This is a genomic window from Streptomyces shinuiensis, from assembly GCF_043660855.1.
GTDB lineage: Bacteria > Actinomycetota > Actinomycetes > Streptomycetales > Streptomycetaceae > Streptomyces.
In genome coordinates this window covers 3,000,101-3,023,290 of record NZ_JBIHML010000001.1, presented here as the reverse complement: position 1 = coordinate 3,023,290, position 23,190 = coordinate 3,000,101, and the positions used below count along the sequence as shown (strand labels likewise).

The 23,190-nt window shown below is 73.2% G+C and carries 16 protein-coding genes; 7 read left to right on the top strand and 9 right to left on the bottom strand.

The features are described from left to right. A complete protein-coding gene (locus ACGRHY_RS13640; protein WP_394635613.1) occupies positions 1-2,217 on the top strand; it encodes an MMPL family transporter in 2,217 nt (738 codons plus the stop codon). Positions 2,218-2,408: 191 nt separating this feature from the next. Here ACGRHY_RS13640 and ACGRHY_RS13635 read toward each other — a convergent pair whose 3' ends face one another. Continuing rightward, positions 2,409-3,890, bottom strand: coding sequence for an acyl-CoA thioesterase/BAAT N-terminal domain-containing protein (locus ACGRHY_RS13635; RefSeq protein ID WP_394635612.1), 1,482 nt, complete (start codon positions 3,888-3,890; stop codon positions 2,409-2,411). Positions 3,891-4,016: 126 nt separating this feature from the next. On the opposite strand from ACGRHY_RS13635, the gene ACGRHY_RS13630 reads away from it, so the two are divergent. Together ACGRHY_RS13630 and ACGRHY_RS13625 are read left to right on the top strand one after the other, a co-directional pair. Further along, positions 4,017-6,278 (top strand): hypothetical protein, encoded by a 2,262-nt coding sequence (locus tag ACGRHY_RS13630; protein WP_394635611.1) that lies wholly within the window; start codon positions 4,017-4,019, stop codon positions 6,276-6,278. Between the two features lie 78 nt (positions 6,279-6,356). Further along, on the top strand, positions 6,357-7,535 hold the full coding sequence (locus ACGRHY_RS13625) for a phospholipase D-like domain-containing protein (protein ID WP_394635610.1): 1,179 nt from the start codon (positions 6,357-6,359) through the stop codon (positions 7,533-7,535). A gap of 61 nt (positions 7,536-7,596) precedes the next feature. On the opposite strand, the gene aspS is transcribed toward ACGRHY_RS13625, so the two are convergent. Next, positions 7,597-9,372 carry an aspartate--tRNA ligase gene (gene aspS / locus ACGRHY_RS13620; RefSeq protein WP_394638038.1) on the bottom strand — a complete coding sequence of 592 codons (1,776 nt, stop codon included), beginning with the start codon at positions 9,370-9,372 and terminating at the stop codon, positions 7,597-7,599. Positions 9,373-9,511: 139 nt separating this feature from the next. Here aspS and ACGRHY_RS13615 point away from each other — a divergent pair, with 139 nt between their 5' ends. After that, positions 9,512-11,776 carry a SpoIIE family protein phosphatase gene (locus tag ACGRHY_RS13615; protein WP_394635609.1) on the top strand — a complete coding sequence of 755 codons (2,265 nt, stop codon included), beginning with the start codon at positions 9,512-9,514 and terminating at the stop codon, positions 11,774-11,776. Positions 11,777-11,811: 35 nt separating this feature from the next. Here the strand turns inward: ACGRHY_RS13615 and ACGRHY_RS13610 are convergent, their stop codons facing one another. Both ACGRHY_RS13610 and ACGRHY_RS13605 read right to left on the bottom strand, forming a co-directional pair. Next, positions 11,812-12,765: a pirin family protein gene (locus tag ACGRHY_RS13610; RefSeq protein WP_394635608.1), complete on the bottom strand. Its 954-nt coding sequence runs from the start codon at positions 12,763-12,765 to the stop codon at positions 11,812-11,814. A 180-nt stretch (positions 12,766-12,945) separates the two neighbouring features. Then, positions 12,946-13,488: an SseB family protein gene (locus ACGRHY_RS13605; RefSeq protein ID WP_394635607.1), complete on the bottom strand. Its 543-nt coding sequence runs from the start codon at positions 13,486-13,488 to the stop codon at positions 12,946-12,948. A gap of 198 nt (positions 13,489-13,686) precedes the next feature. On the opposite strand from ACGRHY_RS13605, the gene ACGRHY_RS13600 reads away from it, so the two are divergent. From ACGRHY_RS13600 to ACGRHY_RS13590, 3 genes are all read left to right on the top strand, one after another. Beyond that, positions 13,687-15,513 carry an acyl-CoA dehydrogenase gene (locus ACGRHY_RS13600; protein ID WP_394635606.1) on the top strand — a complete coding sequence of 609 codons (1,827 nt, stop codon included), beginning with the start codon at positions 13,687-13,689 and terminating at the stop codon, positions 15,511-15,513. A gap of 172 nt (positions 15,514-15,685) precedes the next feature. Next, positions 15,686-16,975 (top strand): M18 family aminopeptidase, encoded by a 1,290-nt coding sequence (locus ACGRHY_RS13595; protein WP_394635605.1) that lies wholly within the window; start codon positions 15,686-15,688, stop codon positions 16,973-16,975. 165 nt (positions 16,976-17,140) lie between these two features. After that, entirely contained in the window at positions 17,141-17,371 is a 231-nt protein-coding gene (locus ACGRHY_RS13590) for a DUF6458 family protein (RefSeq protein ID WP_093850961.1), read from the top strand. Positions 17,372-17,485: 114 nt separating this feature from the next. Here the strand turns inward: ACGRHY_RS13590 and ACGRHY_RS13585 are convergent, their stop codons facing one another. From ACGRHY_RS13585 to ACGRHY_RS13565, 5 genes are all read right to left on the bottom strand, one after another. Continuing rightward, the gene (locus tag ACGRHY_RS13585) at positions 17,486-18,370 is read right to left on the bottom strand and encodes an alpha/beta hydrolase (protein WP_394635604.1); all 885 of its coding nucleotides are present in this window, start codon (positions 18,368-18,370) and stop codon (positions 17,486-17,488) included. A gap of 253 nt (positions 18,371-18,623) precedes the next feature. Further along, the gene (locus ACGRHY_RS13580; protein ID WP_394635603.1) at positions 18,624-20,510 is read right to left on the bottom strand and encodes an NHL domain-containing thioredoxin family protein; all 1,887 of its coding nucleotides are present in this window, start codon (positions 20,508-20,510) and stop codon (positions 18,624-18,626) included. Then, a complete protein-coding gene (locus ACGRHY_RS13575; protein WP_394635602.1) occupies positions 20,507-20,989 on the bottom strand; it encodes a DoxX family protein in 483 nt (160 codons plus the stop codon). Before ACGRHY_RS13575 ends, ACGRHY_RS13580 begins: the two co-directional genes overlap by 4 nt. A gap of 206 nt (positions 20,990-21,195) precedes the next feature. Continuing rightward, positions 21,196-22,212, bottom strand: coding sequence for an endonuclease/exonuclease/phosphatase family protein (locus ACGRHY_RS13570; RefSeq protein ID WP_394635601.1), 1,017 nt, complete (start codon positions 22,210-22,212; stop codon positions 21,196-21,198). 81 nt (positions 22,213-22,293) lie between these two features. After that, positions 22,294-23,091, bottom strand: coding sequence for a carbon-nitrogen family hydrolase (locus ACGRHY_RS13565; protein WP_394638037.1), 798 nt, complete (start codon positions 23,089-23,091; stop codon positions 22,294-22,296). Positions 23,092-23,190: the final 99 nt, after the last annotated feature.

The following is a 23,190-nucleotide window of genomic DNA, read 5'->3' as shown; positions in this document are numbered from 1 at the left end:
ATGGCCACGTTCCTGTACCGGCTCGGCCGCCTCGCCTTCCGGCGGCGCGGGCTGGTCGCCCTGTTGTGGGTGGTGGTGCTGGCGGTCACGGGCGGCCTCGCCGCCTCCGCGTCCTCGGCGGCCTCCGGCAACATCACCATTCCCGGCACCGAGGCGCAGAAGGCGTTCGAGCTGCTGGAGGAACGATTCCCCGGCAGCAGCCCCGACGGCGCCACCGCGCGGGTCGTCCTCAAGGCGCCCGACGGCGAGAAGATAACCGACCCGGAGAACAAGGCGGCCGTCGGCGAGGTCGTGGCCGAACTGGCGAAGGGCGATCAGGTCCAGCAGGCCGTCGATCCCTTCCGGGCCCGCGCCGTGAGCCCGGACCAGACCATCGCCTACTCGCAGGTCACCTACGAGGTCTCCGGCTTCGAGCTGACCGAGGAGTCGCGCGAGGCGCTCAAGGCCGCCGCAGAGGAGGGCCGGGAGGCCGGGCTGACGGTGGAGACCGGCGGCGACGCGATGGCGGCGGTCCCGCACACCGGCGCCGCCGAGGTCATCGGTGTGGCCATCGCCGCGATCGTGCTGCTGATCACCTTCGGCTCCCTGGTCGCCGCCGGGCTGCCGCTGCTCACCGCCCTGATAGGCGTCGGCGTCACCGTCGCGGTCATCACCGCCGTGACCGTGCCCCTCGACCTCAACACCACCACCCCGATCCTGGCGACGATGATCGGCCTGGCCGTCGGCATCGACTACGCGCTGTTCATCGTCTCCCGCTACCGCGCCGAACTCGCCGAGGGCCGCGAGCCCCTGGAGGCGGTCGGCCGCGCCACGGGAACGGCCGGCTCGGCGGTGGTCTTCGCAGGTCTGACCGTCGTCATCGCCCTGGTCGGCCTGTCGGTGGTCAACATCCCGATCCTGACCAAGATGGGTCTGGCCGCCGGCGGCTCGGTCGTCCTGGCCGTGCTGGTCGCCCTGACCCTGATCCCCGCCCTGCTCGGCTTCGCCGGGAAGAAGGTCCTGCCGCGCAAGCAGCGCGCGAAGGACGGCGCGGCGGCCCCGGCCGCCGGGACCAAGGACGGCGCGGGCACCCGCTGGGCCCGCTTCGTGCTGCGCCGCCCGGTCGCGGTGCTGCTGGTGAGCGTCGTCGGACTCGGCCTGCTGGCCGTCCCCGCCAAGGACCTCCAGCTCAACCTGCCCGACGACGGCTCCCAGCCCACCAGCACCACCCAGCGCCGCGCCTACGACCTGATCGCCGAGGGCTTCGGCCCCGGCACCAACGGCCCGCTGATCGTGACCGTGGACGCCGAGGACAGCGACGACCCCGAGGCCGCCGCCGGTGCCACCGCCGAGAGGCTCCAGGGCCTGGACGGGGTCGCCGCCGCGATGCCCCCCACGTTCAACAAGGCCGGCGACACCGCGATGATCACGGTCATCCCGAAGTCCGCGCCCAGCAGCGCCGCGACCGAGGACCTGGTCCACGACATCCGCGGGCAGGCCGGCGGCATCGCCGAGGCCACCGGCGCGAGTGTCCTGGTCACCGGCCAGACCGCCATGGCCATCGACGTCTCGCAGAAGATGGACGACGCCCTGGTGCCCTACCTGATCCTCGTGGTCGGCCTGGCGTTCCTGCTGCTGATCGTGGTGTTCCGCTCGGTCCTGGTCCCGCTCAAGGCCGCGCTCGGCTTCCTGCTCTCGGTGGTCGCCGCCCTCGGCTCGGTCGTGGCGGTCTTCCAGTGGGGCTGGCTGGCCGACGTCTTCGGCGTGGAGCAGACCGGCCCGGTCATGAGCCTGATGCCGATCCTCATGATCGGCCTGGTCTTCGGCCTGGCGATGGACTACGAGGTCTTCCTCGTGACCCGGATGCGCGAGGCCCACGTCCACGGCGAGACCCCGCACGAGGCGGTCGTCACCGGCTTCGAGCTGGGGGCGCGCGTGGTGACCGCGGCCGCGCTGATCATGATCAGCGTCTTCGCCGGGTTCATCGGCTCCTCCGAGTCGATGATCAAGATGATCGGCTTCGGTCTGGCCGTCGCCGTCCTCTTCGACGCCTTCGTGATCCGCATGGCCGTCGTCCCGGCCGTCCTGGCACTGCTGGGCAAGTCCGCCTGGTGGCTGCCGCGCTGGCTGGACAAGGTCGTGCCCAACGTCGACGTCGAGGGCGAGAAGCTCCAGCGCGAGCTGAACGGTCCCACCGCGAAGGCGGACGAGCGCGAGCCGGTCGCCGCGCGCGACTGAGCCGCGCCCGGGCCCGCCGAGACCCGGGGCCGCCGGCGCGCGAGCGGAAGGCGCGGCGGCCCCGGCCGCACCGGCCCGTGGGGACGGGGAGCGGTGCGGCATCCGGGGCCCGGCAGCGGTCCTCCCGAAAGGGAGGCGCCGCTGCCGGGCCCCGGCCGCGTACGGGGCGGGGGTGCGGGCCGGCACCCGGGTCAGCCGCCGAAGTCCTTCGTGGCCACGAAGCGGCGGTCGGTGGTGGACGGGCCCGGCTCCGTCCCGCTCAGGATCCGGTAACCGGCGTCCTTGCGCGGTTGGTCGAAGCCGAAGGTGCCGATGAGGAGCTCGGCTCGGCCGTCGGCGTCCAGGTCGGCGATGTGGAGGTCCAGGCCGAAGAAGTCCCGGTCGCCGGAGTGCGCCGGCCTGCCGTCCAGGCCGATGGCGTACCGGTCGATCACGGTGGCGCGGCCGTCGTCCAGCCCTCCGGGGCCGCCGAGGAGGACGGTCACCCGGCCGACGCGGCGGTCCTTCCCCGGGGTGCGCAAGGCCACGTCGTCGCGGCCGTCGCCGTTCAGGTCGCCGACGGCCGGAGCGCGGACGTAGGACGCCCTGACCCCCTCCAGGGCGACCGGGCCCCGCCCCCGCCCCAGGCCCTTCGCGTCGCCGGACACGACGATCAGCCCGCCCTGCTCCCGGGGCCGGGCGAGGACGTCGTCGCGACCGTCGCCGTCGAAGTCGCCGACGGCGTACGGGATCGCGGCGTACCCCGGCAGACGGCCCGTGATCCCGGGCACGGTGCCCGCCTCCCGCAGGCCCTGCGGCGTCCCGCGGTGGAAGTAGGCGTCCTCGACGAGCCCGGGGTGGTACTGCGCGAGCATCCGGGCCGGTTCGCTGCCGCGCGACGAACCGATGACGAGCAGACGGCCGGGGGCGGCGGCGCGCTGCCGGGCGAGTAGTCCGGCGGCCCCGGCGAAGTACTCCAGCCCGATCCGCGCAAGCTCCTTCGGCCGCCCCTCGCAGTCGAAGCAGCAGACGGAGAGCGCCGGATGGCCGCGCGAGGCGAGCAGCGCGGCGATGCCCCGCATGCTGTCGCCGCCCTCGGAACCACCGATCACCAGCGCGGGCGCGGCCTTCGGAGCCCCCTTGGGCGGCAGGTGGAGCGTGCCGGCCACCCCGTCCTCGTCCACGGTCAGCTCCCGGTGCCGTAAGCCCCCGGCCATCTGGAGCCTCGTCAGGGTCCGCTCGGCGAGCCCGGCGCCCCTGCCGGTGACGGTCAGGCGGACATCGAGTCCGGGTCGCTGGTGCGGGGGCTCGCTCCAGTAGGCCCCGACGCCTTCGCGCTCCGCCTTCATCGACCAGAACAGGCCCATGCCGTCGGCCCCGCCGTAAGTGCCCCGCGGCGGCTCGGCCCGGGCCAGACCGACCACGCCCTTCCCATCCGCGCGGAAGACCGCCCGGCTGCGCCGGTCGCCGTGCAGGCTGCCGGTCTCGGCGGAGACTGTGATCTCCTGTCCCGGCGCCAGGTCGGTGACGCGTATGCGCACCGCCTCGTCGACCGGTGCGACCGGCCGGTCGACCTCGATCACGGCCCGGTCGCTGAACGGCTCCTCCCGCTCCGCCGAGCAGGCCGCGCCCCCCAGCAGGACCGCCGGTGCGCAGACGGCCGCCCCCGTCCTCTCCCCCGTGCTCCACTCCATGCCGCACAGCCTCCGCCCCCGCGAAGGCCCGCGCCAGGAGCCGTTCCCGGTCTCCGGTTCGGGCGGCCTCACGATTCGGTCACTGCCGGCTACCCGCCATGCCCCCTCGGAGACGATGGGGAGGTGGTGACGAGTTGGCGACGCGCGGTGAGTTACACGGCGGCCTGGCTGTGCGGGCTGCTGTGCCTGGCCTCCGTGGCCTGGACGGCCGGTGCGCTACGGGAGGGGGGCGGCAGCACCGGAGACACCGCGGGGCTCCTGGTGGGACTGGCCGGCGTGGGCCTCGCGGTGGGGGGCCTGTGGGCCGCCGTCCGGGCGTTACGGGAGCACCGGACCGCGGCGACGATCGCCGCGGAACTGGCGGAGGCGGTCCTGGCGGAGGAGGGACGGCAGTACAAACAGCTCCTCGGCGGCGACCGCCAGGCCCTCAACACCAGGATCGACCTCCGGTTCACCCGGACCGCGGACCCGGGGGCCGCCTCCGGCGGAGAGGGGGGCGGGCGGACCGGAGGCGGTATGCGCGACATCGCCGCGTACTACCGTTCCCTCTCCCCCGGCCGCCTGGCCGTCACGGGCTCCGCCGGTGACGGCTCCGCGGACGCCGGGACGGGGAAGACCGTTCTCGCCGTGGCGCTGATCCTCGGGCTGACGCGGGGCCGCGCCCCCGCCGAGCCTGTTGCGGTCCGTCTGTCCGCGTCCTCCTGGCCCGGCGGCTCCGTGCGGGACTGGCTCGTCCGTCATCTGACCGAAGCGTTCCAGCTGCCCCGCCGGGAGGCCCGCTCCGTGGTGGACGCGAACCTCGTGATGCCGGTCGTCGACGGCCTGGACGAGATGGACGCCGCCCCGCGGCCCGGCTACAACTCCCGGGCCGCGCAACTGCTGCGTGCCGTCGAGGACCACCACTGGCGGGAGGAGAAGGCCCCTGTGGTCCTCACCTGCCGCCGCCCGCACTACGAGGCGCTGGTCGCGGCAGAGGCCCAGCTCCAGGGAGCGACGCGGATCGAGATCGCCCGGGTGGCCACCGGGGACATCCGCTCCTACCTCGAATCCAGGGTCGGCTACTCGGCGCGGAACCTCGCCCGCTGGGAGCCCCTGCTGGACGCGCTGGGCGCGCCCTCGGCCCCCGCCATGCTGGTCGACGCCCTCGACACCCCCTGGCGGCTGACGCTGACGGCCGTCGTGTACGAGGAGCGCGACCCCGAAAGCGGCGCGTTCCTCCGCGACCCGAAGGACCTGGTGCGTCTGGCGGAGAGCGGCGAGCTCCACGGTTACCTGCTGGACCGCTTCGTCAAGGCGGCCGTCAACGCACCGCCCGAGGAGGGCGGGCGGCGGTCCCGGGCGCGACCGGACCCGGCGGCCGTATGGCGTCACCTGGCGGTCCTCGCCGCCTATCTGCACGGCAACACGGCCATGCCGCCCCGCACGGTGGCGGGCCGCCGGCTGTCGGGCACGGACATCGTGCTCCACGAGCTGTGGCCGCTGGCCGGCCCCCGCAGGGCCCGTGTCGTCAGCGGGCTGCTCTTCGCGCTGGTCCTCCTGCTGTTCCTGGTGCCCTTCGTCCTGACCGACAGCTCCAACAGCACGACCGACAGTCTGGCCGCCTTCTCGGCGGTGTGGGTGGTCGTGGCGGGCGCGGCGGCCTACGCCGTCGCCTGGCCGCAGCCGGCGCGGCTGTCCCTGCGGCCCCTCACCACACCCTCCGGGCTCCGGCGCACGGCGACGGCGGCGCTGGTGAGCGGAGCCTTCGGCGGGGTGGGCGGCGCCCTCTTCTACGAGCGGCTCGGTCAGTCCGCGTCCGGGACGTTCCCGTATCCCGCCGGGGAGTTCGTCCACTGGCCGGTCGTACCCGGCTGGGTGGGCTTCGGCTGCCTGCTCCACCTCACGCTCGGCCCCCGGCATCACTCCGCCGGCGATCCGCGCAGCGCGCTGCGCGGCGACCTGACCGCCTGCCTGGTCTCGGCCGCCCTCATCGGAGCGCTGGAGAGCGTGGAAATCCTGGCGCTGCCCGCCTACGAGCAGTTCTTCCTGTTCAAAGGCCCCGCCCTGATTCCCACCATGGCGATCCTCGGACTGGTCCTCGTCGTCGGGTGGGGCTTCCTGCTGTCGCTCAAGGACACGGTCCCCGCCGCCCGGGGACTGCGCGCCGTGCTGGGCGGGCCGGCGACACTGCGCCACGCCTCACTTCTTCTGTGCACACGCCGCAGGCTTCCATGGCGGCTCGGGAACCTGCTCCACCACTGCTACGAGATCGGGCTGCTGCGCGCCGCCGGGGGCGCCTACCAGTTCCGTCACCAGGAGCTGCTGGAGCATCTCGCCGCCCGGCCCCACCCACCCGGTCCCCGACCGGAACGGAGAAGGCGGGACCACTGGTTCGGAAGCGATCTGTGAGAACCGGATCGGTGGGCATAAGCGGACCGAGAGGATTTTCGATTCGGCGGAAGTCCAGGAGCCCGGGAGGAAGGGGCCATGGGCGTCGTGAACGACGAGGCGGACAGGCGCAAGCGGCGGCTGCGGCGGCGGCTGGAGCGGCTGATCGGGATCGCCGCGACCGAGGGGAACGAGCTGACCGCGCTGCGCAACGGGGACGAGATCTTCCCCGCGATGCTGGAGAGCGTCCGGGCCGCCGAGCACACCGTCGACATGATGACGTTCGTGTACTGGCGCGGCGAGATCGCCCGCGAGTTCGCCCACGCCATGGCCGAGCGCGCCCGCGCCGGGGTGCGGGTGCGGCTGCTGCTGGACGGCTTCGGCAGCCGGCTGATCGAGAAGGACCTGCTGGAGATGATGGACCGGGCCGGGGTGCGGGTGGCCTGGTTCCGCAAGCCGCTGTGGCTCTCCCCGCTGAAACAGAACCACCGCTGCCACCGCAAGGTGCTGGTGGTGGACGAGCGGACGGCCTTCACCGGCGGGGTGGGGATCGCCCAGGAGTGGTGCGGCGACGCCCGCGACGAGCGCGAGTGGCGCGACACCCATGTGCGGGTGCGCGGCCCGGCCGTGGACGGCATCGCCGCCGCGTTCGCGCAGAACTGGGCGGAGTGCGCGGAGGTGCTGTTCGACGAGCGGGACCGCTTCGTCGAGCACGAGCCGCAGGGCGGCTCCGTGGTGCAGGTGGTGCGCGGTTCGGCCAGTTTCGGCTGGCAGGACATGCAGACGCTGCTGCGGGTGGTGCTGGAGACGGCGCAGGAGCGCGTACGGCTGGCCACGGCGTACTTCGCGCCCGACCCGTACTTCGTCGAGATGCTGTGCGCCACCGCGCGCCGCGGGGTGGAGGTGGAGATCCTGCTGCCCGGCCCGCACACCGACCAGCGGGCCTCCCAGCTCTCCGGGCAGAACCACTACGAGGAACTGCTGGCGTGCGGGGTGCGGATCTGGCACTTCCAGCCGACGATGATGCACGCCAAGACCGTGACGGTGGACGGGATCGCCTCGCTGGTGGGCTCCACAAACCTCAACCGGCGCTCGATGGACCACGACGAGGAGGTCATGCTCGTCGTCCTGGACGAGGACTTCACCGCGGGGCTGGACCGGGACTACGACGCGGACCTGGGCCGGAGCGTGCGCATCGTGGGCGCCCGCTGGCGCAGGCGGCCGGTCGTGCAGCGGGTGCGGGAGGCCGCCGTGACGCCGGTCCGCCGCTTCCTGTGAGATGCGGACGGGCCGGGACCGCGGCGCGGTCCCGGCCCGTCGGCGCGTGACGCCGTGCCCGTCAGTCGGCCTTCTTGACCTGCGGCGGCTTGCGCACCGACAGGTGAAGCTCCTTCAGCCGGGCCTCGTCGACCTCGCTCGGGGCGCCCATCAGCAGGTCCTGGGCGTTGCCGTTGAGCGGGAAGGCGATGGTCTCGCGGATGTTGGGCTCATCCGCCAGCAGCATCACGATGCGGTCGATGCCCGGGGCGATGCCGCCGTGCGGCGGGGCGCCGAAATGGAAGGCGCGCAGCATGCCGCCGAACTCGCGCTCGACCTCCTCGTGGCTGTAGCCGGCGATCTCGAAGGCCTTGTACATGATCTCCGGCTCGTGGTTCCGGATCGCGCCGGAGGACAGCTCGACGCCGTTGCAGACGATGTCGTACTGCCACGCCAGGATGTCCAGCGGATCCTGGGTCTCCAGCGCCTCCAGGCCGCCCTGCGGCATGGAGAACGGGTTGTGGGAGAACTCGATCTGCCCGGTGTCCTCGTTCCTCTCGAACATCGGGAAGTCGACGATCCAGCAGAAGCGGAAGACGTTCTCCTCGAAGTGGCCGGTGCGGCGCCCGGCCTCGACGCGGACCGCGCCCATGATCTTCGAGACCTCGTCGAACTCTCCCGCGCCGAAGAAGACGGCCGTGCCCGGCCCGGCGTCCAGGCGGGACAGCAGCGCGGAGACGTTCTCCCCGGTGAGGAACTTGGCGATCGGGCCGGTCAGCTTCCCGTCGTCGCCCACGCGCACCCAGGCCAGGCCCTTGGCGCCCTGCTCCACGGCGAACTCGCCCATCTGGTCGAAGAACTTGCGCGGCTGGCCGGCGGTGCCGGGCACGGCCAGGGCGCGCACGTGCTTACCCGCGAACGCCTTGAACTCCGAGCCGGCGAAGACGTCCGAGACGTCGGTCAGTTCGAGCCCCACGCGCAGGTCCGGCTTGTCGCTGCCGTACTTGAGCATCGCCTCGCGGAAGGGGATGCGCGGGAAGGGCGAGGTGACGTGGCGCCCGTTGCCGAACTTCTCGAAGAGGTCGGTCATGACCTTCTCGATGACGCCGAAGACGTCCTCCTGCTCGACGAAGCTCATCTCCATGTCGAGCTGGTAGAACTCGCCCGGCGAGCGGTCGGCGCGGGCGTCCTCGTCGCGGAAGCAGGGCGCGATCTGGAAGTAGCGGTCGAAGCCCGCGATCATCAGGAGCTGCTTGAACTGCTGCGGGGCCTGCGGCAGCGCGTAGAACCTCCCCGCGTGCAGCCGGGAGGGCACCAGGAAGTCGCGCGCGCCCTCGGGGGAGGTGGCCGACAGGATCGGGGTGGCCAGCTCGTTGAAGCCGAGTGCCGTCATCTCCTGCCGGATGGTGGAGATGACCGCCGAGCGCAGCATGATGTTGCGGTGCATGCGCTCCTTGCGCAGGTCGAGGAAGCGGTACTCCAGACGCCGCTCCTCGTTCACGCCGTCCTCGGTGTTGATGGTGAACGGCAGCGGGCCGGCACCGCCCAGCACCTCGACCTCGGCGACCTCGACCTCGATCTCGCCGGTGGGCAGCTCGGGGTTGACGTTCTCCTCGCCGCGGGCGACGACCCGGCCGTCGACGCGGACGACCGACTCCTTGGAGATCGAGCTCAGCGCCTCGTAGGGGTCGGTGTCGGGGCGGACGACGAGCTGGACGATCCCGTGGTGGTCGCGGAGATCGATGAAGAGGATGCCGCCCAGGTTCCGCCGATTGTGCAGCCAGCCGGAGAGGCGGACATCCGTGTCGATGTCCGCGGCACGGAGCTCGCCGCAGGTGTGGGACCGGTACCGATGCATCATTCGTCCAAGTCGTCAGGTTGTCGGTTGGTGTCGGGCCGCCGGCCGCTCGTCGGCGAGGGGCGCACACGCCCCACAGACTACCGTCCGGCCCGCCTTCCACCGGGTGCCCCCGGAAGTGAGCACATAAGGTGGAAAAGTGCACACCGAGGACATTCTCGCTGCCAACGGAGTCGGCCTGTGGCGCTGGGACAACACGGCCGGCGTCATGACGCTGGACGCCACCGCCGCCCGGCTGCTGGGCCTGCCCCCCGAGGAGACCGTCCTGACCGAGAGCGCCCTGCGCTCCCGCTTCCACGCACTCGACTACGCCGAACTGGCCAACGTCGCCGCCCTCGCCATCGCCGAGGGCACGATCGCCGAGGCGCTGCAGCGGGTGGTGGCGCCCGACGGCACCGTCCTGCGGATCGTGCGCAACCGGCTGGCCCTGGCCGGGCGGACCCTGATGGGGCCGGAGCCGGGCCAGTCCTTCGTGCTGTACGGACTGCTGACCGAGGTTCCCTGGCCGACCGGCTCCGCCGGGGCCGGCAGGAACGTCTCGGAGATCCCCCTGGAGACGTATCCGGTGGAGATCGCCTCCGAGCGGCCCCCGGGCGCGTCCACCCCGGCCGTGCAGTCCCCCGCCGCCCGGGCCCCGGCCGTCGCCGAGTGGCGGCACTCGCGCGAGGCCTTCCTGCTGGACGTGGGAAAGGCGCTGGCCGAGGCGCAGACCACGCAGGAGGTACTGCGGGTGGTGGCCCAGATGTCGCTGCCCGGCCTCGCGCCCTCCTCCCAGATCATCTACGGCGTCAAGGGGGACCGGCTGACCCCGATCGGCTTCTACGGGCCGGACGAGCACCGCCGGCGGGCTGTCGGCGAGACGACGCTGGAGAGCGACTATCCCGGCAGCGTGGCCGTCCGCACCGGCCGGGCCGTCTACCTGTCCTCCCCCGACGATTACCGCCGCCGCTTCCCCGCCGTCTGGCCCCTGGTCGAGAGCCACGGGCGCCGGGCCTGGGCCTATCTGCCGCTGATCGTGGGCGGCCGGACGATCGGCGCCTGGCTGCTCGCCTTCGACACCCCCCTCGCCTTCACCCCCGACGAGCGCCAGCTACTGGTGTCGGTGGCGCGGATGCTGTCGCAGGCCCTGTCACGGGTGTACGTCCAGGAGTCCAAGCGGGAACTGGCCGACAGCCTCCAGCGCACCATGCGGCCCGCCCACCGCACCGCCGTCCCGGGCATGACGGTGGTCAGCCGGTACCTGCCGGTCGGCGGCGGCCTCCAGGTCGGGGGCGACTGGTACGACGTGATCCCGCTGCCGTCCGGCCGCACCGCCCTGGTCATCGGCGACGTACAGGGGCACGACGTACGCGCCGCGGGGGTCATGACGCACCTGCGGATCGCGCTGCGCGCCTACGCCGCGGAGGGGCACCGGCCCGACGCGGTGCTCGCCCGCGCCAACCGCTTCCTGGCCGGGATGGAGACCGGCGACCTGCCCGAACCCGGCAGCGCCGCCGGGCGGGCGGACGCGGATCCGGCCGACGACCACCGCTTCGCCACCTGCCTGTACGTGGAGGCCGATCCGGACGGCGCGCTCGACATCGCCCGCGCCGGCCACCCCGACCCGGTGCTCCGCCTGGCCGACGGCGCGGTGCTGACCTGCTCGGTGACGCCCGGGCCGCCGCTGGGGGTCGTCGGGGACGCCGGCTACCCCACCACCCGGGTGGCGCTGGGCCGGGGCGAGACGCTGCTGATGTGCACCGACGGGCTCATCGAGGCCGGCGGCCTGGACTACGACGCCGGATGGGAGCGGCTGCGCAAGGTCCTGGGAGAGCACGGGGGATCGCCGGAGAACCTCGCCGACACGCTGATCCGCGCGATGCAGGGTGCTCCGACCCGCCATGCGACCGGCGCCGGGCACGGCATGGAACCGCGCGCGGGCGGACGCGAGGACGACATCGCGCTGCTGCTGCTGAACCGCGAGGGCGGCGCGCCCGAGGCGCGCCCGCGCCCCCTGGTGCGCCGTCTGGTGATGTCGGTGTCGCAGTCCGAGCAGATCCGGATCGCCGACGCCCGCCACCAGTTGCGCGAACTGCTGTTCGACTGGGCGGTGGAGGACCAGGTGGAGGGCGCCGTCCTGCTGCTGTCGGAGCTGCTGACCAACGCCCTGGTCCACACCGAGTGGGACGCCACGCTCAGCGCCGAACTGGAGGGCGGGCCCGGTTCGCGGCGGCTGCGTGTCGAGGTCGCGGACTCCAGCGACGAGCTGCCCCACCGGCGCCACCCCGGCGAGCTGGCCTCCCGCGGACGCGGTCTGCTGCTGCTGGAGATGCTGGCGCACTCGTGGGGGGTGGAGCCCAGGGGCGCGGGGAAGAGCATCTGGTTCGAGCTCCACGAGGCCGACGAGGGGCCGGACTGGGGCTGAGCGGCCGGGCCCCGCGTCCGCACGTCCGCGCCGCGTCAGTGGGCGTCGGCCGGGACCGTCCCCAGCCGTCCCGTCCTGAAGTCGTCGAACGCCTGGACCAGTTCGGCGTGACTGTTCATCACGAACGGGCCGTAGTGGGCCACCGGCTCGCGGATCGGCAGGCCGCCGAGCAGGACCACCTCGAAGTTCTCGCTGCGGGAGTCCTGCTCCGCGGCGGCGCGGACGGTGAGCGCGCCGCCGTCGCCGAAGACGGCCGTCTGGCCCATCCCGAAGGGCCGCCTCTCCCCGCCGGCGAAACCCCGGCCCGCGAGGCCGTACGCGAGGGCGTTGAAGTCCGGACGCCAGGGGAGCGTGACCTCGGCGCCGGGGCTCACCGAGGCGTGGATCACCGTGATCGGCGTGTGCGTGACGCCCGGGCCCTCGTGGCCGTCCAGCTCCCCCGCGATGACGCGCAGGAGCGCACCGCCGTCGCCCGACGTCAGCAGCCTGACGCCGCCGCCGCGGATGTCCTGGTAGCGGGGGCCGGTCATCTTGTCCCTGGCCGGCAGGTTGACCCACAGCTGCAGGCCGTGGAAGAGGCCGCCGGAGACGACCAGTTCCTCGGGCGGGGTCTCGATGTGCAGCAGACCGGAGCCCGCGGTCATCCACTGGGTATCGCCGTCGGAGATGGTGCCGCCGCCGCCGTGGGAATCCCGGTGGACGAAGGCGCCGTCGATGATGTACGTGACGGTCTCGAAGCCCCGGTGGGGGTGCCAGGGGGTCCCCTTCGGCTCGCCGGCCTCGTAGTCCACCTCACCCATCTGGTCCATCATGATGAACGGGTCCAGGTGCACGTGGTCGATCCCGGCGAACGCCCGGCGCACCGGGAAGCCCTCGCCCTCGAAGCCGGAGGGAGCCGTGGCCGTGTGCAGGACGCGGCGCGGGCGGGCGTCCGCCGGAGCGGTGACACGGGGGAGCGCGAGCGGGTTCTCGGCGGTGATCGCCGGCATCTGGACCTCCTCGGGAAGCCTGGAGGCACCAGAGTATTTCAACGTTCAACAGAACGCCAGGAGCGCACGGCACGGGCGGCGCGAACTCCCACTGCCCGCACGCCCCCGGCAGCCCCCTGCGGCGCCCCCGCGCTCCGGGCGCCCGGCCGCACCCGGTCACGCCCCGCGCGGATCAGCGGATCAGCCGTACATCCGGCGCATCGCGAAGTCGACCATCTCCTCGACCGCCTTGGCGTCGAAGACGATCCGGTGCTCGCCCTCCATGTCCAGCACGAAGCCGTAGCCCGACGGCAGCAGGTCGAGCACCTCCGCGCCGGTGATCACGAAGTACTTCGACTCCTTGCCCGCGTACGCGCGCAGCTCCTTGAGCGTGGTGAACATCGGGATCACCGGCTGCTGGGTGTTGTGCAGCGCCAGGAAGCCCGGGGTGTCGCCGCGCGGGCAGTACACCTTCGACGTGGCGAAGATCGCCTGGAAGTCCTCGGGGGACATCACCCCGGTGGTGAAGGCCCGTACGGCCTCGGCCAGCGACGGCGGCGAGGGCTCCGGGTAGAGCGGCTGCTGGCCGTAACCGGACGGCGGCGGCTGCTGCCCGTAGTGCTGTCCGGGGTGCTGTCCGGCGTGTGCGCCGTGCCCGGGATGGCCGGTGTGCCCCGGGTGGCCGGTGTGGCCGCCGTGACCGGCGTGCTGCCCCGCGTTTCCGGTCTGGTCGTAGCCGTACATGGGCGCAAGCGTATCGACTTCGGACCCCCTCCCGCCCCGCCGCGGGGGCGGTCCGGCGTCAAGGCGGCCTCCGGGGAGTTCCATCACAGTCGCGCGGATCGGGTTGCTTCTTATTACCGACGGGTAGCATGATGAGAGCTACTTTCTGGTACGCGTAGGGAGGAGTCTCCTCCCCCTATCCACTACGGAGCCGTCGCCATGGGGCACTACAAGTCGAATCTCCGCGACATCGAGTTCAACCTCTTCGAGGTACTCGGCCGCGACACGGTGTACGGCACCGGCCCGTTCGCGGAGATGGACGTCGAGACCGCCAAGAGCGTGCTGGCCGAGGTCGCCCGCCTGTCGGAGAACGAACTGGCCGCCTCCTACGAGGACGCCGACCGCAACCCGCCGGTGTTCGACCCCGAGACCAACACCGCTCCGGTCCCGGAGTCCTTCAAGAAGAGCTACCAGGCGTACATGGACGCCGAGTGGTGGCGGCTGGGCATCCCGGAGGAGATCGGCGGCACCACCGTCCCGCGCTCCCTGCTGTGGGCCTTCGCCGAGACCATCCTCGGTTCCAACCCGGCCGTGTGGATGTACGCGTCCGGCCCCGCCTTCGCCGGTGTCCTCCACGAGGAGGGCACCGAGGAGCAGAAGAAGATAGCCGAGCTCATGGCCGACAGGCAGTGGGGCTCCACCATGGTCCTCACCGAGCCCGACGCGGGCTCCGACGTGGGCGCCGGCCGAACCAAGGCGATCAGGCAGGACGACGGCTCCTGGCACATCGAGGGCGTCAAGCGCTTCATCACCTCCGGTGAGCACGACATGTCCGAGAACATCGTGCACTTCGTCCTCGCCCGCCCCGAGGGCCACGGCCCGGGCACCAAGGGCCTGTCCCTGTTCATCGTGCCCAAGTACGACTTCGACTGGTCCACCGGCGAGCTCGGCGAGCGCAACGGCGCCTACGCCACCAACGTCGAGCACAAGATGGGCCTGAAGGCCTCCAACACCTGCGAGATGACCTTCGGCGCCAACCGCCCGGCCAAGGGCTGGCTGATGGGCGAGAAGCACGACGGCATCCGCCAGATGTTCAAGATCATCGAGTTCGCGCGGATGATGGTCGGCACGAAGGCCATCGCCACCCTGTCCACCGGCTACCTCAACGCGCTGGAGTACGCCAAGGAGCGCGTCCAGGGCGCCGACCTGGCCCAGTTCACGGACAAGACCGCCCCGCGCGTCACCATCACCCACCACCCCGACGTGCGCCGCTCGCTGATGACGCAGAAGGCGTACGCCGAGGGCATGCGCTCGCTGGTGCTCTACACCGCCACCGTCCAGGACGAGGTCCTGGCCAAGGAGACCGCCGGCGAGGACGCATCCGCCGCCAAGCGCCTGAACGACCTGCTGCTGCCGATCGTCAAGGGCTACGGCTCGGAGAAGTCCTACGAGCAGCTCGCCCAGTCGCTGCAGACCTTCGGCGGCTCCGGCTACCTGCAGGAGTACCCGGTCGAGCAGTACATCCGGGACGCCAAGATCGACACCCTCTACGAGGGCACCACCGCGATCCAGGGCCAGGACTACTTCTTCCGCAAGATCGTCCGCGACCAGGGCCAGGCGATGACCGCCCTGTCGGAGGAGATCAAGAAGTTCCTGGCCGAGGCCGCCGGCGGCGAGGACCTGGCCGGCGCCCGCGAGCAGCTCGCCAAGGCCGCCGGCGACCTGGAGGCCATCGTCGGCACCATGCTGACCGACCTGGCCGCCACCGAGAAGGACGTCAAGTCCATCTACAAGGTCGGCCTGAACACCACCCGCCTGCTGATGGCCTCCGGCGACGTCGTCATCGGCTACCTGCTCCTCAGGGGCGCCGCCGTGGCCGCCGACAAGCTGCCGGGCGCCGCCGCCAAGGACAGGGCGTTCTACGAGGGCAAGATCGCCGCCGCGAAGTTCTTCGCCGCGAACATCCTGCCGGGCGTCGGCGTCGAGCGGCAGATCGCCGAGGCCACCGACCTGTCGGTGATGGAGCTGGACGAGGCCGCCTTCTGAGCCTCCTTCAGAGCCGGCTCCGACCGGAGCTCGGAGCCGGGTCCCGGCCGGGACCCGGCTCCGTACGGCACCCGCGTCCGCCCGTCCCCGGGACGGGCGGACGCCGGGCAGGCGGGGGTCCCGTTCCCAGGTCAGGGGGGAGCGGGACCCCCGCCGTTCGTATGCTGGGCACATGAGCACTTCCAGCCGCTTCGACCGTGGCCACACCGACGACCTGGCCTCCTTCCTCACGGCCTCACCCACCCCGTACCACGCGGTCGCGACCACCGCCGAGCGGCTGGAGAGGGCGGGATTCCGGCGGCTGGAGGAGACCGACGCCTGGGACGGCGAGGGCGGCGGCCGGTACGTGCTGCGCGGCGGCGCGGTCATCGCCTGGTACGTGCCCGGGGGCGCCACGCCCGCCACCCCCTTCCGGATCGTCGGCGCCCACACCGACTCCCCGAACCTGCGCGTCAAGCCCGCACCGGACACCGGCGCGGCCGGCTGGCGGCAGATCGCCGTCGAGATCTACGGCGGCACCCTGCTCAACACCTGGCTCGACCGCGATCTGGGCCTGGCCGGGCGGCTGGCCCTGCGCGACGGCTCCACCCGACTGGTGAACGCGGACCGGCCGCTGCTGCGCGTCCCCCAGCTCGCCATCCACCTCGACCGGCAGGCCAACGACGGCCTGAAGCTGGACCGGCAGCGCCACATGACGCCGGTCTGGGGCCTGGGCGAGCCCCGCGAGGGCGACCTGGTGGACTTCCTCGCCGCCGAGGCCGGCCTGGACGCCGCCGACATCGCCGGCTGGGACCTGATGGTCCACAGCGTCGAGCCGCCCGCCTACCTCGGCCGCGACCGCGAACTGCTCGCCGGGCCGCGCATGGACAACCTGCTCTCCGTCCACGCCGGCGCCGCCGCCCTGATCGCGGCCGCCGGGGCCGGTGACCTGCCGTACATCCCGGTACTGGCCGCCTTCGACCACGAGGAGAACGGCAGCCAGTCCGACACCGGAGCCGACGGCCCGCTGCTGGGCAACGTGCTGGAGCGCTCCGTCCTCGCCCGCGGCGGCGGCCCCGAGGACCGCGCGCGGGCGTACGCGGGCACCGTCTGCCTGTCCTCGGACACCGGCCACGCCGTGCACCCCAACTACCCCGAGCGCCACGAGCCGGGCCACCACCCGATGCCGAACGGCGGCCCGATCCTCAAGGTCAACGTCAACCAGCGCTACGCCACCGACGGCACCGGCCGCGCCGTCTTCGCCGCCGCCTGCGAGCGGGCCGGGGTGCCGTGGCAGTCGTTCGTCTCCAACAACGCCGTCCCCTGCGGCACGACGATCGGCCCCATCACCGCCGCGCGGCACGGCATCGCCACCGTGGACATCGGTGTGGCGATCCTGTCGATGCACTCCGCCCGCGAACTGTGCGGCGCCGACGACCCGTTCCTGCTCGCGAACGCCCTGACGGCCTTTCTGGAGGCCTGACGGAGGCGGGTCGGCTCAGGTCCGCGGCGTTCGCCGACAGGCCGTCGGAAACGGCCGGGCGGGCCGGGTTCCGGGAGTGCGAACGCCGCCCGGAATGCAAGTCCCTCCCAGGGGTACGCGATTGGTTGAACGGGCCCTCAACCAGCCGGACGGAGGCGGTTCTTCATGGGCATGGCACTGACCATCGTACTGATCGCGGTGGGCGCGATCCTGACCTTCGGGGTGAACTGGGATATCTCCGGGGTCAATCTCGATGTGATCGGCCTGATCCTCATGGCGGTCGGCTTCATCGGGCTGGCGTCGTACGTGGCCATCTTCAAGCGCCGCCGTGTGCAGCCGCCGAGCCCGGCGGCCCCGGTCGTCGAGGAGAACCACCGCCACCAGTGGCGCGCCTGACGCGGCGCCGGAGGGAAGGCGTCCGCGCGACGTGTACGCGGCCCGGTCCGGTGTTCCCGGACCGGGCCGCGCCGCGTCCCCACCGGGGGCCGGGGCGCACGAGGTGCCGGGCGCTCAGCCGGCGGCCCGGACCGTGAGCTCGGCGATCTCGTCCAGGACCCGGGCCGCCGGCGCCGGGTCGACCAGCCACTTCAGATGGCTGCCTGCGAGGGTGCGGACGTCGTAGGGATTGTCCGGCGTCAGCTCGTCGCCCTCGCGGATCAGCCGGTCCTGCATGGCGAGCGGCATGCTCGCGTCGTCGGCCAGGCGTACGAAGCTCTTCGGGATCCTCCCCCAGGTCGCGGCCCGCGCCCGGTCGGCCGAGGTGCCGGCGTCCAGGTTCTCGTCGGGCTGGAAGGTGTTCAGGAAGGCCAGGAACTCCTCGTCTGTGCCGTCGGCGAGGAACGCCGCCCTGAGCGCCGCGAGGGCGTTCCGGTCCGCGGTGCGGAAGTTGACGCGCAGCAGGCCGAGTTCGGCGGGGTTCCCGGCCATCGCCAGGGCCAGTGAGGCGGCGTCGACCCCGGCCATCTCCGGCTCGGCGTAGTAGTCGCCCACGTCGAGGACGACCGGGCACCAGGCCGAGACGTAGACGATGCGGTCGATCAGATCCGGCCGCGCGTTGGCCGCGGCCGTGGCCGTGACGCCGCCGCGGCTGTGGGCCACGAGGATCACCGGGCCGTTCCGCCTGGCCCGTTCCAGGAACCCGATCAGGTGCGCGGCGTTGTCGGCGAGTGTGACCCCCTTGATCGAACCGGGCGCGGTGGCGAGCCCTTCGGGGTCCTGCGGCGCCTGGTAGGCGCGGGTGTAGGTCGCCGCGAACCCGTGACCCGGGAGGTCGACGGCGGCCGAGCGGTGCCCGAGGAGAGCGAGTTCGGCCTGGAGCGGCGCGAAGGAGAAGGAGTTCGCGAAGGCTCCGTGCACCAGTACGAACGTCGGTCGCGCATGGGTGCTCGCCTGCATATGGCTGCTCGCTTTCCGGTCTCCGTGGTGTCGGCCGCGCCGGCCGTGCGCGGCGGGCACAGCACGCCCGGGCGCGGAGTCCTGGTCCTGGTCGAGGGGCGGTGCGAAAGGCCGCCCCGGTCTCCGGTGGGCACCCTACTCCGCGGAAGATCACAGGCACCAGGCGTTACTTTCCGCGGGCCGGGCCTCCCGGCCCGCGGATCAGGCGCCCGGCGGGCCGCCCCCTCTTCCGGGGGCGGCCCGCAGCCGGGCGCTACGCGTCGCCGTCCAGCCCCGCCAGCACCAGCGGCAGCCGGGAGACGCCGCCTGCCGTGACGCGTACGGGCACGCCCCAGTCCTGCTGGTGGACATGGCAGGCCGGGTACTCCGTCGCCGGGTCGTCGTCGCAGGAGGCGGCCATCGCCGAGACGTGCAGCACGCCCTCGGCGACGCCGTCGGCGAGCACCAGCTCCCGGCCCAGGCCGGTGCCCTGACCCGCGCCGTCCGCCAGCAGCTCCGGCGGCGTGGAGCCGACCAGGAGCCGGGTGGAGGGGCCGTAGCGCTCGTCCAGCTTCTGGCCGGGCGGGGCCTGGAAGACCACGTCCAGCCGGAGCGCCCCCGGCGCCACCTCGGTCGCCTCGCGCCGGGTGCGGTGGGCGACGGACTCGACCCGCACCGCCTCCTCGGGCAGCCGCAGCCGGGTCAGCCGGTGGCGGGCGGACTCCACGACCACGATGTCGTCCTCCGCCAGGACGGCGTCGGACGGCTCGCGCAGATCCGTGGCGAGCGTGGTGACCTCGCCGCTCGCCGGGTCGTAGCGGCGCAGGGCGTGGTTGTAGGTGTCACAGACCGCCACCGATCCGTCGGGCAGCGCGGTGACGCCCAGCGGATGCTGGAGCAGCGCCCGGCCGGCCGCTCCGTCGCGGTGGCCGAAGTCGAACAGGCCGGTGCCGACCGCCGTGCGCAGCACGAATCCGCCGCCCGCGCTGTCGCCGTCTTCACCGCCGCCGTCACCGCCGCCGCGCTCGACCCAGCGCAGCGCCGAGGTCTCGGAGTCGGCGACCCACAGCCGGTCCCCGGCCGCCGCGAGCCCGGACGGCTGCGCGAACCACGCCTGATCCGCCGGACCGTCCACCAGGCCCTCGTTGGTGGTGCCCGCCGCGACCGAGACCGTCCCCGCCTCCGGGTCGTACGCCCAGAGCTGGTGGACGCCCGCCATCGCGATCCACAGCCGCCCCTGCCACCAGGCGACGTCCCACGGCGAGGACAGGTCCACCTCGCGCGCGGGCCCGGCCGTCGGCGAACCCCGCCACCACTGGCGGCCCGTGCCGGCGAGCGTGGTGACCCCGCCGCCGGCCGGGTCCCAGGCCCGCAGCGCGTGGTTGACGGTGTCGGCGACGGCCACCCGGCCGTCCGGGAGCAGCGCCAGGCCCTGCGGCTCGTTGAAGCGGGCCTTCTCCCCCGGCCCGTCCGCCAGCCCGCGCGTCCCCTCGCCGATCCGCCGCACCACCGTCTCGCCGTCCGGCTCCAGCTCCACCAGCTGGTGCCGGGTGGTGTCGGTGACCAGCAGGTTGCCCGAGGGCAGGACGAGCGCCTTGCCGGGGAAGCGCAGATCGGTCGGTTCCGGCTCCGGCGGCACGTACGGGCCGTCGCCGCGCCGCAGCGTCCCCTTGGCCTCGTGCTCGGCCTCCAGCTCCGTCACCAGCTTCTCGATGGCGTGGACGTGCCCCTCACCCGCGTGCTGGGCGACGACGTACCCCTCGGGGTCGATGACGACGAGGGTGGGCCAGGCGCGCACCGCGTACTGCTTCCAGGTCGCCAGCTCGGGGTCGTCCAGGACGGGGTGGTGCACCCCGTAGCGCTCGACGGCGTCGACGACGGCCCGGTGCTCGGCCTCGTGGACGAACTTGGGCGAGTGAACGCCGACGACCACCACGGTGTCGCCGTGGCGCTCCTCCAGCTCGCGCAGCTCGTCGATGACGTGCAGGCAGTTGACACAGCAGAAGGTCCAGAAATCCACGACGACGCACTTGCCCCGCAGGTCCGCGAGCGTCAGGTTCTCGCCTCCGGTGTTCAGCCAGCCGCCCCTGCCGGTCAGCTCGGGGGCACGGACACGGGCACGCCGGCGGGGGGCGGCTGAGGCGGGAGCGGGGTTGTTCATGCCTTCCAGTGTGTCAATGTCCCGCGCGCGTCCTCGCGCGGCTCCCCGCGGCCCGCGCGGAGGGCGTCCAGTGACCAGCGGCCGGGGCCGAGGGCGGCCGTCAGCAGGAAGGCCCAGCAGAACAGCGCGGCGGACTCGCCGCCGTTCTCGATGGGGAACAGGCTCTTGGGCTGGTGCACGGTGAAGTACGCGTAGGCCATCGAGCCGGAGCAGACCACCGCCGCGGTCCGGGTGCACAGGCCCAGCGTCACCAGGAGGCCGCCGGCGAGCTGGATGACCGCCGCCCACCAGGAGGGCCACTGGCCGATGTCCGGGACGCGGCCGCCGTGCGGGCCGCCGAGCACGCCGAAGAGGGTGGCCGCGCCGTGGCAGGCGAGGAGGAAGCCGACGACGGCGCGGAAGAGTCCGACGACGTGGTCGCGGCCTCCGTCCGGGAGGGCCGGGGGGACGGCGGGGGCGGGGGCGGTCTTCCTTCGCACGGTGTGCTCCTGGGGGTGGGGGTCCGCGAGCTTTCCGGACATGCGACGAGGTGCGACTGGGCGGCGCCAGACCGACGGGCATTGGTCTAGACCTAGCGCACCGTAGTCGCGCGCCAACCGGTTGTCTAGACCACTCGCGCGTATGTCTTCCGCCGCCGCCCCCACCGCCGTTCCCCACCGCCGTTCCCCGCCGCCGCGCGTACGCCCTACGCGGCCGGGAGCGCGATCCGGGCCGCGACCGGGAGGTGGTCGCTGCCGGTGGCGGGAAGGGTCCGCAGGCGGGTGACGGCGGCGCCGCGGGCCATGACGTGGTCGATCCGGGCGACGGGGAAGGCCGTGGGCCAGCTGAAGGAGAAGCCGTCCACCGCCCCCCGGCCGGCGGAGTCCACACCGGCCAGGACGGGAGCGAGCCCGCGGTCGTCCAGGGTGCCGTTGAAGTCCCCCAGCACGATCACGCGGGGCAGCTCCTCCGCCCGCAGCTCCCCTCCCAGCAGGGCGGCGCTCTCGTCCCGCCACTCCGTGTCGAAGCCGGTCGCGCGGACACGGACCGAGGGCAGATGGGCCACGTGCACGGCGATGTCGCCGTGCGGGGTGCGTACGGCGGTGCGCAGCCCGCGGTTCCAGTCGGGACCGAGGTCCGCGGGGCGGATGTCCAGCGGGCGGGTGCCGGTCAGGGGGTGCCTGGACCACAGGCCGACGGTCCCCACCACCGCGTGGTGCGGGTACTCCCGCGCCAGCACCTCGCCGTAGACGGGCAGGGCGGCGGGGGTCAGCTCCTGCAGCGCGACGATGTCGGGACCGGCGGCGGCCAGGGCCCGCGCGGTGGCGGCCGGGTCGCGGTTCTCGTCGCTCGCGTTGTGCTGGACGGCCGTGAGGAGTGCGGTACGGGCCGCGGCGCCGACGGCGTCCTCACCCCGGGGGGTCAGGGTGTCGTGGAAGAGGGCGAGCCAGACCGCCGACGGCAGCGCCAGCGCCACCAGGGCGAGGGCCGAGCGGCGCACCAGCGCCGCGGCCAGCAGCGGGGGGACGGCGAGACCGAGCCACGGCAGGAAGGACTCCAGCAGGCTGCCCAGCCCGAGCACGGCGCCCGGGACCAGGGAGTGGAACGCCGCCGCCCCGGCCGTGAGCACGGCGAGCGCGGCGGGGATGCGGCCCCGCGTCCAGGCGGTGCGTCCCGCCGCGTCCGCGCCCCACCGGCGCCGCGCTCCCGCCGTCCGTGCCATGCGCCCTCCCCGTCCGGTCCTCCGGGGGTACGACGTGCCGCGGCGGCGGCGCGGTTGCCCGGCGGGCCGGTGCGGGCACGCTCAGCGCAGCACCCGGTCCCGCAGGACGGGAAAGTCCTCGCGGACCCTGTCGACGTACGCCGGGTCCAGCTCGGCGGTGACGACCCGCTCCCCGGCGTCCGGCGCCTCGGCCAGGGTCTCGCCCCAGGGGTCGATGATCGCGCTGCGGCCCGCCTGGGGGACGCCCGCGTGGGTGCCCGCGGTGCCGCAGGCCAGCACGTACGCCTGGTTCTCCACGGCGCGGGCGCGGGCCAGCAGGGACCAGTGGGAGGCGCGGCGGTCGGGCCAGCCCGCCGGGACCACCAGCGCCCGGGCACCGGCGTCGGTCAGCGCGCGGAACAGTTCGGGGAAGCGCAGGTCGTAGCAGGTGGCCAGGCCCAGGGTGATGCCGGGCAGGTCGACGGTGACCGGTTCGGCGCCGGCGGACATCAAGGTGGCCTCGCCGCGGTCGAAGCCGAAGCGGTGGATCTTGCGGTACGCGGCGATCCGCTCGCCGTCGGGGGAGAAGACCAGGGAGGTGTTGTACAGAGCCGTTCCGCCGGGGCCGCCGGCGTGCTCGGCCCGTTCCACGACGGATCCGGCGTGCAGCCAGACGCGCGCCTCACGGGCCGCCTCGGACATGGCCCGCGCGGTGGGTCCGTCCAGCGGCTCGGAGCCGGCCTCGAAGGAGTCGAAGGCGAAGGCCCCGACCGTCCACAGCTCGGGCAGTACGACCAGATCGGAGGCGGTCTGCTCGCGTACGAGCGAGGCGGCCCGCACGCGGCGCGCTTCGACCGTTTCGTCCCCGTCCACACCGATCTGGATGAGAGAGGCGCGCACCGTACCACCGTCCATGGGTTCGAGGGGGCCAAACGCCGGTCGAAAGCCGGTCGAAAGCAGCCTACGATCGTCACCCGAAAGGCCTGTCAGGCTGCTCGC

Coding starts and splice junctions, on each gene's coding strand:
- ACGRHY_RS13625 (WP_394635610.1), top strand. CDS start 6,357: ATGGGCGTCGTGAACGACGAGGCGGACAGGCGCAAGCGGCGGCTGCGG.
- aspS (WP_394638038.1), bottom strand. CDS start 9,372: ATGCATCGGTACCGGTCCCACACCTGCGGCGAGCTCCGTGCCGCGGAC.
- ACGRHY_RS13600 (WP_394635606.1), top strand. CDS start 13,687: ATGGGGCACTACAAGTCGAATCTCCGCGACATCGAGTTCAACCTCTTC.
- ACGRHY_RS13610 (WP_394635608.1), bottom strand. CDS start 12,765: ATGCCGGCGATCACCGCCGAGAACCCGCTCGCGCTCCCCCGTGTCACC.
- ACGRHY_RS13635 (WP_394635612.1), bottom strand. CDS start 3,890: ATGGAGTGGAGCACGGGGGAGAGGACGGGGGCGGCCGTCTGCGCACCG.
- ACGRHY_RS13580 (WP_394635603.1), bottom strand. CDS start 20,510: ATGAACAACCCCGCTCCCGCCTCAGCCGCCCCCCGCCGGCGTGCCCGT.
- ACGRHY_RS13605 (WP_394635607.1), bottom strand. CDS start 13,488: ATGTACGGCTACGACCAGACCGGAAACGCGGGGCAGCACGCCGGTCAC.
- ACGRHY_RS13595 (WP_394635605.1), top strand. CDS start 15,686: ATGAGCACTTCCAGCCGCTTCGACCGTGGCCACACCGACGACCTGGCC.
- ACGRHY_RS13640 (WP_394635613.1), top strand. CDS start 1: ATGGCCACGTTCCTGTACCGGCTCGGCCGCCTCGCCTTCCGGCGGCGC.
- ACGRHY_RS13585 (WP_394635604.1), bottom strand. CDS start 18,370: ATGCAGGCGAGCACCCATGCGCGACCGACGTTCGTACTGGTGCACGGA.
- ACGRHY_RS13570 (WP_394635601.1), bottom strand. CDS start 22,212: ATGGCACGGACGGCGGGAGCGCGGCGCCGGTGGGGCGCGGACGCGGCG.
- ACGRHY_RS13590 (WP_093850961.1), top strand. CDS start 17,141: ATGGGCATGGCACTGACCATCGTACTGATCGCGGTGGGCGCGATCCTG.